This is a genomic window from Stutzerimonas azotifigens DSM 17556 (genome assembly GCF_000425625.1).
Classification (GTDB): Bacteria; Pseudomonadota; Gammaproteobacteria; order Pseudomonadales; family Pseudomonadaceae; genus Stutzerimonas; species Stutzerimonas azotifigens.
On record NZ_KE384429.1, the window covers coordinates 5,811 to 16,997 of the forward strand.

Below are 11,187 nucleotides of genomic sequence, written 5' to 3' on the forward strand. Positions count from 1 at the left end.
CCCCCGGGAGAAGGTGGCCCGCAGGGCCGGATGAGGGAGGCCCCGGCCGTTCCCACAGGGCACCTGCCTGCACGGACAATGTGCAGTCTCGACCGCGAATGAATGTCGCCCCCGCTTTCGTAGGAGCGAGCTTGCTCGCGAATGGCGCCGACGCGCAGCCGCGCCATCGCCGGCAGCCGGTCGCGAGCAAGCCCGCTCCTACAGGCTCGGACCGACGCCGCTTTTCCCTTCTCCGCCGGGAGAAGGTGGCCGCAAGGCCGGATGAGGGAGGCCCCGGCCGTTCCCACAGGGCGCCTGCCTGCACGGACAATGTGCGGTCTCGACCGCGAATGAATGTCGCCCCCGCTTTCGTAGGAGCGAGCTTGCTCGCGAATGGGCCGACGCGCAGCCGCGCCATCGCCGGCAGCCGGTCGCGGGCAGAGCCCGCTCCTACAGGCTCGGACCGACGCCGCTTTTCCCTTCTCCGCCGGGAGTAAGGTGGCCGCAAGGCCGGATGAGGGAGGCCCCGGCCGTTCCCACAGGGCACCTGCCTGCACGGACAATGTGCGGTCTCGACCGCGAATGAATGTCGCCCCCGCTTCCGTAGGAGCGAGCTTGCTCGCGAACGGCGCGGCACGCAGCCGCGCCATCGCCGGCAGCCGGTCGCGGGCAGAGCCCGCTCCTACAGGCTCGGACCAACGCCGCTTTTCCCTTCTCCCCCGGGAGAAGGTGGCCCGCAGGGCCGGATAAGGGAGCCGCGCCCCCCTCACCCCAACCCTCTCCCGGAGGGAGAGGGGGTTGTTCGCGGGATGCGGCATCGTGCAAAGCCACACTCCGAGTACGACCGATATACAAAAAGAAAGGGCCCACCCGCTGCCGGGTGGGCCCTTTCATCAACCGAACACCGGTGCGATCAACGATAGGCTTCGAACAGCCCCGCCGCGCCCATGCCGCCGCCGACGCACATGGTCACCACACCGTAGCGCAGGTTGCGGCGCTGCAGTTCGCGGATCAGGTGGCCGGTGGTGCGCGAGCCGGTCATACCGAACGGGTGGCCGATGGAGATCGAGCCGCCGTTGACGTTGTATTTCTCGTTGTCGATGCCCAGGGTGTCGCGGCAGTACAGGCACTGCGAGGCGAAGGCCTCGTTCAGTTCCCACAGGTCGATGTCCTCGACCTTCAGGCCGCGCGCCTTGAGCAGGCGCGGCACGGCGAACACCGGGCCGATGCCCATCTCCTCCGGCTCGCAGCCGGCGACGGTGAAGCCGCGGAAGATTGCCTTCGGCTTGAGGCCCAGTTCCAGCGCCTTGTCCAGGCTCATCACCAGCGTCATGGAGGCGCCGTCGGACAGTTGCGAGGCGTTGCCGGCGGTCACCGAACCGTCCTCGGCGAAGGCCGGCTTGAGCGAGGCCAGGCCTTCGAGGGTGGTGTCCGGGCGGTTGCAGTCGTCGCGGTCGACCACGCCTTCGAGGATCTTCCTCTCGCCGGTGGCCTTGTCCTCGACCATGTAGCGCACGCTCATCGGCACGATCTCGTCGGCGAACAGCCCCTCGGCCTGCGCTTTCGCGGTGCGCTGCTGGCTCTGCAGGGCGTACCGGTCCTGGTACTCGCGGCTGATGTTGTAGCGGCGGGCGACCAGCTCGGCGGTCTGGCCCATGCTGTGGTAGATGCCCGGCACCCGCTCCTGCAGCATCGGGTTGATCAGGTTCTCGGTGTTGCGGTTCTTGGCAGTCATGGTGATCGATTCGACGCCGCCGGCGACGATCACCTCGCTGCATCCGGAGGCGATCTGGTTCGCCGCGATGGCGATCGATTGCAAGCCCGAGGAGCAGAAGCGGTTGAGGGTCATGCCGGCGGTCTGGGTGCCCAGGCGCGACAGCACGGCGACGTTGCGGCCGATGTTGTGGCCCTGCGCGCCCTCGTTGGCGCCGGCACCGACGATGCAGTCCTCGACCAGCGCCGGGTCCAGGTCGTTGCGCGACAGCAGGGCGTCGACGCAGTGGGCCGCCATGTCGTCGGGCCGGGTGATGTTGAACTTGCCGCGGTAGGACTTGGCCAGGCCGGTCCGCACGCTGTCGACGATTACCACTTCACGCATGGCACACCTCGGTTGTTGTTCGAATGGACGATGGACCGATCATAGGCCGCGGCAAATCGGGGCGGCGACGACCATTCAGCGGACGTATAGCCGGCCATGGCGGCTCAGCCGTCGCGCGCCGCCTCCAGCGCGTCGCCGAGGGTGCGCAGCACCTTCACCCGGGCGAAACGCTTGTCGTTGGCCTCGATCAGCGTCCAGGGCGCGATCTCGGTGCTGGTGCGGGCGACCATGTCGTTGACCGCCAGGTTGTAGGCGTCCCACTTCTCGCGGTTGCGCCAGTCCTCCTCGGTGATCTTGAAGCGCTTGAGCGGGTCCTTCTCGCGCGCCTCGAAGCGTTCCAGCTGGGTCTGCTTGTCGATCGACAGCCAGAACTTGACCACCACCACGCCGGCCTCGACCAGCTGTTCCTCGAAGTCGTTGATCTCGTCGTAGGCGCGCAGCCATTCGGCTGGCGAGCAGAAGCCCTCGACCCGCTCGACCAGCACGCGGCCGTACCAGGAACGGTCGAAGATGGTCAGGTTGCCGTGCTCGGGGACGTTGCGCCAGAAGCGCCAGAGCCACGGCTGCGCCTGTTCCTCGTCGGTCGGCGCGGCCACCGGCACCACGCGATACAGACGCGGGTCGAGCGCGCCGGTGACGCGGCGCACCGCACCGCCCTTGCCGGCCGCGTCGTGGCCCTCGAACACCGCCACCACGGCGCGCTCGCGCAGCTTGCGGTCGCGCATCAGCTGCGACAGCCGTCCCTGTTCCTCCAGCAGGCGGCGCTTGTAGTCGCCCTTGGACAGCGACTGCGACAGGTCGAGGCTGTCCAGCAGGTTGCGCCCGTCCAGGCTGGCGGCGACCGGTGCGCTGTGCGGCGGCGCCACCGCCGCCGGCTGCTGCGCCAGCGCCGCCTGCAGGCCCTCGAGCAGGATGCGCCCGACCGCCAGGTTGCGATAGCGCTCATCGGCGCCCTCGATCACGTACCAGGGCGCGTGGTCGCGGCTGCTGCGGCGCAGCACGTGCTCGCCATGGCGGACGTAGCTGTCGTAGGTCTTCGATTGCTGCCAGTCCAGCGGGCTGATGCGCCAGCTGTGCAGCGGGTCGTCCTTGAGGCTGTCCAGGCGCGCCTGCATCTGCTTCCTGGACAGGTGGAACCAGAACTTGAACAGCAGCATGCCGTCGTCGGTCAGCAGCCGCTCCAGCCGCTGCGCGTGGTCGAGCGCTCGCTCCAGCCCGGCGTCGTCGAGGCGATCGTGGACGCGGTCGTGCAGCATCTCGCTGTACCAGTTGCCGAAGAACACGCCCATCCGCCCTTTCGGCGGCAGCTTGCGCCAGTAGCGCCAGGCCGGCGGATGGCTGCGCTCCTCGTCGGTCTGCGAGTAGAAGCTCTCGACACGGATCAGCCGCGGGTCCATCCACTCGGCGAGCAGCTTGACCGTCTCGCCCTTGCCGGCGCCCTCGATGCCATTGATCAGCAGCAGCACCGGAAAGCGCGCCTGCGCCTTGAGCGCGTACTGCGCTTCCAGCAGGGCCTCGCGCAGTAGCGGCTCCTCGGCTTCGTAGGTGTCCTTGTCGACGGCGTGGCCGACCTGGGCGGATTCGAACATGGCAACTTCCTCGGTGGCTGGAACACGGCGAAGCCCGGCGCGGCCGGTGGCCTTCGGCTGGCCGGTTCGGGGCGTCCGAACCGGATTAACCCACCGACCGCACAGGCCATTAGAATGGCCGGCTTCGCCAAGGTAACGCTTTCGATGTCCGATCGTCCCGCCCCGCCAGAATTCCAGCCCGCCGCCCTCGATTGGGACGCCGAGGGCCAGCCGCAGTCGCGCCTGTACGGCGACGTCTACTTCTCGCGCGCCTCGGGGCTGGAGGAAACCCGCCACGTGTTCCTCGCGCAGAACGACCTGGCCGAACGCTTCGCCGCGCTGCCGCCCGGCGGCCGGCTGGTGATCGGCGAGACGGGCTTCGGCACCGGCCTCAACTTCCTCTGCGCCTGGGCGCTGTTCGAACAGTGCGCGCCGGCCGATGCCCGGCTGCATTTCGTCAGCGTCGAGAAGCACCCGCTGACCGCGGCCGACCTGCACCGCGCGCTTGCGCTCTGGCCGAGCCTGGCGCCGCTGGCGCGGCAGCTGCTGGATCGCTACGTGGCGGTCAACCCGGGTTACCAGCAGTTCCGCTTCGATGACCCGCGGGTCAGCCTGACGTTGCTGGTGGGGGACGTGATGGAGCTGCTGCCGACCCTCGATGCGCACGTCGACGCCTGGTTCCTCGACGGCTTCGCCCCGGCGAAGAACCCGCAGATGTGGCAACCCGAGCTGTTCGCCCTGCTGGCGCGGCTGTCGGCGCCCGGGGCGACGCTGGGCACCTTCACCAGCGCCGGCTTCGTGCGCCGCGGGCTGATCGAAGCGGGCTTCGACATGCAGCGGGTGCCGGGCTACGGACACAAGCGGGAAATCCTCCGCGGGCGCTTCGTCGGCCGGCCCGATGCCGCGGTTGCGCCCTGGTACGCCCGTCCACCGCAGCAGCAAGCGCGTCGCGCGGTGGTGATCGGCGCCGGGCTGGCCGGCTGCGCGACCGCCGCGAGCCTGGCGCAGCGCGGCTGGCAGGTCACGCTGATCGAGCGCCATGCCGAGCCGGCGCAGGAAGGCTCCGGCAACCCGCAGGGCGTGCTCTACCTGAAGCTGTCGGCACACGGCACCGCGCTGTCGCAGCTGGTGGTCAGCGGCTTCGGGCACACCCGCCGGCTGCTCTCGCGGCTGCAGCAGGGCCGCGACTGGTCGGCCTGCGGCGTGCTGCAACTGGCCTTCGACGAGGCCGAAGCCAGGCGCCAGCAGGCGCTGGCGCAGGCCTACCCGCGGCAACTGCTGCAGCCGCTCGACCGCGCACAGGCCGAGGCCCGCGCCGGCGTCGGCCTGCCCTGCGGCGGCCTGCTGTTCCCCGAGGCCGGCTGGCTGCATCCGCCGGCGCTGTGCCGCCTGCTGGCGAGCCATCCGAACATCGAACTGCGCACCCACACCCGCGCGCTGACGCTGCAGCGCGGCGGCGCCGGCTGGCAGGTCGGCGACGGCCAAGCGACGCTCGCCGAGGCGCCGGTGGTGGTGCTCTGCACCGCAGCCGACAGCGCCGCCTTCGCCCAGAGCACCTGGCTGCCGCTCAAGCGCATCCGCGGGCAGATCACCCGGCTGCCCGCCAGCCCGGCCAGCCGCGAACTGCGCACCGTGCTCTGCGCCGAAGGCTACGTGGCGCCGGTGCGCGGGGGCGAACACACGCTCGGCGCCAGCTTCGAGTTCGAGCGGCAGGACTGCACGCCCTCGGAGGCCGAACACCGCTCCAACCTCGAGCTGCTGCGCGCGATCTCCATGGAGCTTGCCGGCCGTCTGAACGTCGACGACCTGGCGCCGGGCATGCTGGACGGGCGTGTGGCGTTCCGCTGCACCACCCCGGACTACCTGCCGCTGGTGGGCCCGCTGGCCGACGCCGAGGCCTTCGCCACGACCTACGCGGTGCTCGGCAAGGACGCCCGCCAGCGCCCGGACCGGCCCTGTCCCTGGCTGCCGGGCCTGTACGTCAACGCCGCGCACGGCTCGCGCGGGCTGGTCACCGCGCCGCTGGCCGCCGAGCTGCTGGCGGCCTGGATCGAGGGCGAGCCGCTGCCGTTGCCGCGGGCGGTCGCCGAGGCCTGCCACCCCAACCGGTTCCTGCTGCGCCGCATCGTTCGAGGGGCTTAGCGAAACCGCCTCCGGCCTTTGGACGCCTCGGCGAACGTGCAATACTCCCGGGTCGCTCCAAGGGGGGAGCGAACAGGCCGGTCAGGGGAAGATCTGCCAGACGTCCAATCGCGCAGAGGGCTGCATGAAACAACAATCGGAGCAAGACACGTCCTCTCAACCGGTCAACTACCGGCACCTCGCACGAAGCGATCTGGATTTCCCGGTGGTCGGCATCGGCGCCTCCGCGGGCGGCCTCAAGGCGCTGCTGGCCTTCATGGAGCAGACCCCGGCGAACACCGGCATGGCCTTCGTGGTGGTCATGCACCTGTCCCCCCACCACGACAGCCAGGCGGCGCAGATCCTCGGCAAGGCCACGTCGATGAAGGTATTGCAGGTCACCGACACCACGCGGCTGGAGAAGAACCACGTCTACGTGATCGCCCCGGGCCGGATGCTGTCGATGAACGACGGCTACCTGAGCGTGACGCAGCCGGACCCGAAGCTCGGGCGCCAGGTGGCGATCGACCTCTTCCTGCGCACGCTGGCCGACGTCCACCAGAACCATGCCTTCGCCGTCATCCTGTCCGGCAACGGCGCCGACGGTTCGGTCGGCCTCGCCCGCATCAAGGAACAGGGCGGCATCACGCTCGTCCAGAGCCCCGACGACGCCGAATACGACTCGATGCCGCGCAGCGCCATCGAAACCGGCAAGGTCGACTTCGTCCTGCCGGCCGCCGAGATGCCCCACCTGCTCATGACCCTGTGGGGCAACGCCCGGCGCATCGAGCTGCCGCACAGCGACGAGGACGGGTTCGGCGCCGAGGTGGAAGCCGGCGACGGCATGGCCAGCGACGAGGCGGCCCTGCGCGAGATCATCGTGCTGCTGCGGACCCGCACCGGGCACGACTTCAAGCACTACAAGCGCGCTACCGTGCTGCGCCGCATCGAGCGGCGCATGCAGGTCAACGCGCAACCGACGCTGAGCGCCTACCGCGACCTGCTGCGCAGCACCGCGAAGGAAACCCAGGCGCTGCTCGGCGACCTGCTGATCGGCGTGACCAACTTCTTCCGCGACCGCGAGGCGTTCGAGGCGCTGGAGCGCGACATCGTCCCGCGGCTGTTCGGCGAGGCGTTCGACAACGACCCCAACGTGCGGGCCTGGGTATCGGGCTGCTCGACCGGCGAGGAGGCCTACTCGCTGGCCATGCTGCTGTGCGACCAGGCGGCGCTGGTCAACAAGCCGGCGAAGATCCAGGTGTTCGCCACGGACATCGACGAGCGCGCGCTCTGCCAGGGGCGCCAGGCGCTGTACCCGGAGGCCATCGCCACCGACGTCAGCCCCACCCGGCTGCGCCAGTTCTTCCTCAAGGAGCAGCGGCACTACCGCATCAAGAAGGAGGTGCGCGAGAAGGTGCTGTTCGCCCAGCACAACCTGCTGCGCGACCCGCCGTTCTCCAAGCTGCACCTGATCAGCTGCCGCAACCTGCTGATCTATCTCGACCGCGACGTGCAGCGCGACGTGCTGAAGATGTTCCACTTCGCCCTGCGTCCGGGCGGCTACCTGTTCCTCGGCAGCTCCGAATCGGCCGACGCCTGCCCCGACCTGTTCACCCCGGTGGACAAGAAGAACCGCATCTACCAGGCCCGCCTCGGCGCCCTCAGCCGGCACACGCCGGTGATGGCGACGGACGAGTTCCCGCGCGGTTCGGCGCTGGAAAAGAACGCGCCGCGCGGCCGCCGCGCCGGCGTGTTCGCCGAGGTCCACCAGCGCGCGCTCGAACACTATGCGCCGCCCAGCGTGGTCATCCGGCCGGACGCGCAGATCGTGCACATGTCCGAGCGCGCCGGGCATTTCCTCCGCTACACCGGTGGCGAGCCGTCCCACGACCTGCTCCGGCTGGTGCATCCGGAACTGCGCCCCGAGCTGCGCACGGCGCTGTTCCAGGCGGTGCACACGCACAAGAGCGTGGAGGCGCGGCGCGTGCGCCTGACCCGCCGCGACGGTGTGGTCCTGATCAACGTGCTGGTGCGCCCCTTCCATGACCCCGAGAGCGGGGAGCAGTACCTGCTGGTGCTGTTCGACGAAATCGAGGACGCCTTCGTCGACGAGGGCGGCGAGGCCTCGCCGGTGCGCGACGGGGTGGTCGCGCAGCTGGAAGACGAGCTGGCGCGCACCAAGGAGCAGCTGCAGACCACCATCGAGCAGTCGGAAACCTCCAACGAGGAACTCAAGGCCTCCAACGAGGAACTGCAGGCGATCAACGAGGAACTGCGCTCGGCGACCGAGGAGCTGGAAACCAGCAAGGAAGAGCTGCAGTCGATCAACGAGGAACTGATCACCGTCAATCACGAGCTCAAGGCCAAGGTCGAGGAGACCGGCAAGGTCAATGACGACCTGCAGAACCTGATCGCCTCCACCGACATCGCCACCGTGTTCGTCGACCGCGGCCTGCGCATCAAGTGGTACACGCCCCGCGCCACCGACATCTTCAGCATCATCGCGGCCGATGCCGGGCGCTCGCTGCTCGACATCACCCATCGCCTCGACTACGACGAACTGGCCGCCGACGCCACCAGGGTGTTCGAGTCGCTGGGGCTGATCGAGCGCGAGGTGCCGAGCCTCGACGGGCGCTGGTTCATCGCCCGCCTGCTGCCCTACCGCACCACCGAGGACCGCATCGACGGCGCGGTGCTGACCTTCATCGAGATCACCGCGCGGCGCCAGGCCGAGCAGGCGCTGCGCGAGGAGGAAGAGCGCATGCGGCTGGTCGCCGAGAGCACCTGCGACTACGCCATCATCACCATGGACACCGACGGCATCGCCACCAGCTGGAACCGCGGCGCCGAGTTGATCTTCGGCTACACCCAGGCGGAAATGCTCGGGCAGTCGGCGGACGTCATCTTCCTCGACGAGGACCGTGCCTCCGGCGCGGCGGAAAGGGAGCGCCAGCGGGCCCTGCAGGAAGGCCGCGCCGAGGACGAACGCTGGCACCGGCGCAAGGACGGCAGCCGGCTCTTCTGCAGCGGCGTGGTCACCCCGCTGGGCAGCGGCCAGGTGCGCGGCTACGTGAAGATCGCCCGCGACCTGACCCAGCGCAAGCGCCAGGAAATGGCCCAGGAAACCGAGCTGGAGCGTACCCAGGCGTCGAACCTGCGCAAGGACCAGTTCTTCGCGGTCATGTCCCACGAGCTGAAGCATCCGCTGAACCTCATCCAGCTCAATGCCGAGCTGCTCTCCCGGCTGCCGGTGATCCGCGGCTCGGCGGTGATGAGCAAGGCGTCGCAGGCGATCCTCCAGGCGGTGCGCAGCCAGGCGCAGATCATCGACGACCTGCTCGACGTCAGCCGGGTGCACACCGGCAAGCTCAAGCTCAAGCGCGCGGCGCTGGACCTCGACGACGTGCTCGGCGAGATCATCAAGGCCACCCAGACGGAAATCCATCAGGCCGGCCTGGAGCTCATCTACGAGCCGCCGCGGGAAGAGCAACTGATCGTCAATGCCGACCCCGTCCGGGTCGAGCAGATCGTCTGGAACCTGCTCCACAACGCCATCAAGTTCACCGAGCCCGGCGGGCATATCGAACTGCAGCTGGCCCGCGACGGCGACATGGCGCGGCTGGACGTCATCGATAACGGCCGTGGCATCTCGCCGGAAGCGCTGCCGACCATCTTCGACCTCTTCGAGCAGATCGAAAGCCACCACTCGCTGCGCCAGAAGGACGGCCTGGGCATCGGGCTGGCGCTGGTGCGCCAGCTGGCCGAGGCGCACGGCGGGCATGTCGACGCCTTCTCCGACGGCGCCGACCAGGGCGCCCGCTTCTCCCTGTGGCTGCCGCTGATCGAAACGCCGGACGGCGAGCTGCCGGCCCTCGCCCCCGACGAGTCCGAAGCCCTGAAGGGCGTGCGCATCCTGCTGGTGGACGACTCGCCGGACGTGCTGGAGACGCTCGGTGCGCTGCTCGAGTTGGAGGGCGCCGCGGTCATCACCGCCGGCAGCGCCCAGGCCGCCCTGCAGTTCATCGAGCGGCAGCCGTTCGACCTGATGATCTCGGACATCGGCATGCCCGGCATGGACGGGCACCAGCTGATGCAGGCGGTGCGCGCACGCCCGGCGAGCCGCGGGCTCACCGGCATCGCACTGACCGGCTACGGCAGCGAGCAGGACATCCAGCAGGCGAAGGATTCCGGTTTCGCCTGCCACCTGAGCAAGCCGGTCGCATTGGAAGCCCTGATCGATACCGTCCGACGCACCCTCGGCCGGCAGGCATGAGCCAGATGACGGAATCGATGTGATCGAAGTACTGCTGTGGGAATCGCTCGGCATCGGCCTGGTGCTCGGGCTGCTGCTCGGCCTCACCGGCGCCGGCGGCTCGCTGGTGGCGCTGCCGCTGCTGCTCAGCCTGCATCTGCCGCTGCGCGACGCCATCGGCGTCAGCCTCGGTGCCGTCGCGCTGTCGGCGGCGGTCGGCGCCATCCCCCGGGCGCGCCAGGGTTACGTCGCCTGGCGCCCGGTGCTGGTGCTGGTCGCCCTCGGCCTGCCGGGCAACGCGCTGGGGCAGTGGATCGGCCGCTTCGTGCCGGAACAGGCGCTGATCGTCGGCTTCTGCCTGCTGGTGCTCTGGTCGGCCTGGCGCATGTGGCGCAGCGCCCGGCTGGAGCGCCCGAGCGGCGGCAGCCTGCGCCTGGCGCCACTGGTGGTGGCCGGTTTCGGCGTGGGCATCCTGTCCGGGCTGATGGGCGTCGGCGGCGGCTTCCTGATCGTGCCGGCGCTGCTCTGGTTCACGCCCCTGACCATGCTGCAGGCCACCGCGACCTCGATGGCGGTGATCGCCCTGGTCTCCGGCGGCGGCTTCCTGCTCTACCTCACCGGCGCGCAACTGCAACTGCCGCTGCTGGCCGGGATCGCCGCCGGCGGCGCCGCCGGCGTCACCCTCGGCAACCGCCTCGCCCTGCGCCTGGGGGGCCCGCTGCTGCAACGCCTGTTCGCGCTCATGCTGGTGGCGGTGAGCCTGTCGCTGGCGGCGCAGAAGCTGCTCGGCTGAACCTACGCTGCAGGTGGACGTAGAGCCGGGCGGCGCTCCGCTTCAGCCCACCGATGCGAGCGCGGCTGGTGGGCTGAAGCCCACCCTACCCAGGCAGGTACGTGCGGGGATGGAGTGGCGTAGGGTGGAAAACCGCAAAGCGTTTCCACGCGGACACGGGACGATGTGCTCTACGAACGGCCCGGCAGGCCGCGATACCGGCTCAAACCAACGCGTGGATGAGGCTGCGCCGTCATCCACCCTACGCCTCCACAGCCGGCTGGGCGGATGGGCGGATAGGCGTAGATACCGTCTTGAGCCCTAGTGGGCAAGGGCCAGTTTAGGGTCGAAAGGCTGGCCGGATTTCAGTACCCCATAGGCGATGTGCAATAGCTTG

5 protein-coding genes are annotated in these 11,187 nt (G+C 69.5%); 3 read left to right on the forward strand and 2 right to left on the reverse strand.

Translation table 11 applies throughout. From position 1 onward, the window contains the following. Positions 1-892: 892 nt before the first annotated feature. Positions 893-2,077, reverse strand: a complete 1,185-nt coding sequence (locus tag H610_RS0122935; protein ID WP_028241845.1) for a thiolase family protein — start codon at positions 2,075-2,077, stop codon at positions 893-895. A 104-nt stretch (positions 2,078-2,181) separates the two neighbouring features. Beyond that, on the reverse strand, positions 2,182-3,666 hold the full coding sequence (gene pap, locus H610_RS0122940; RefSeq protein ID WP_028241846.1) for a polyphosphate:AMP phosphotransferase: 1,485 nt from the start codon (positions 3,664-3,666) through the stop codon (positions 2,182-2,184). A gap of 144 nt (positions 3,667-3,810) precedes the next feature. Here pap and mnmC point away from each other — a divergent pair, with 144 nt between their 5' ends. The 3 genes from mnmC to H610_RS0122955 all read left to right on the forward strand — a co-directional run bounded on the left by mnmC (position 3,811) and on the right by H610_RS0122955 (position 10,811). Next, the gene (gene mnmC / locus H610_RS0122945; protein WP_028241847.1) at positions 3,811-5,787 is read left to right on the forward strand and encodes a bifunctional tRNA (5-methylaminomethyl-2-thiouridine)(34)-methyltransferase MnmD/FAD-dependent 5-carboxymethylaminomethyl-2-thiouridine(34) oxidoreductase MnmC; all 1,977 of its coding nucleotides are present in this window, start codon (positions 3,811-3,813) and stop codon (positions 5,785-5,787) included. Positions 5,788-5,911: 124 nt separating this feature from the next. Further along, positions 5,912-10,039, forward strand: a complete 4,128-nt coding sequence (locus tag H610_RS0122950) for a CheR family methyltransferase (protein ID WP_028241848.1) — start codon at positions 5,912-5,914, stop codon at positions 10,037-10,039. Positions 10,040-10,061: 22 nt separating this feature from the next. Next, on the forward strand, positions 10,062-10,811 hold the full coding sequence (locus tag H610_RS0122955; RefSeq protein ID WP_028241849.1) for a sulfite exporter TauE/SafE family protein: 750 nt from the start codon (positions 10,062-10,064) through the stop codon (positions 10,809-10,811). The last annotated feature ends 376 nt before the right edge of the window (positions 10,812-11,187 follow it).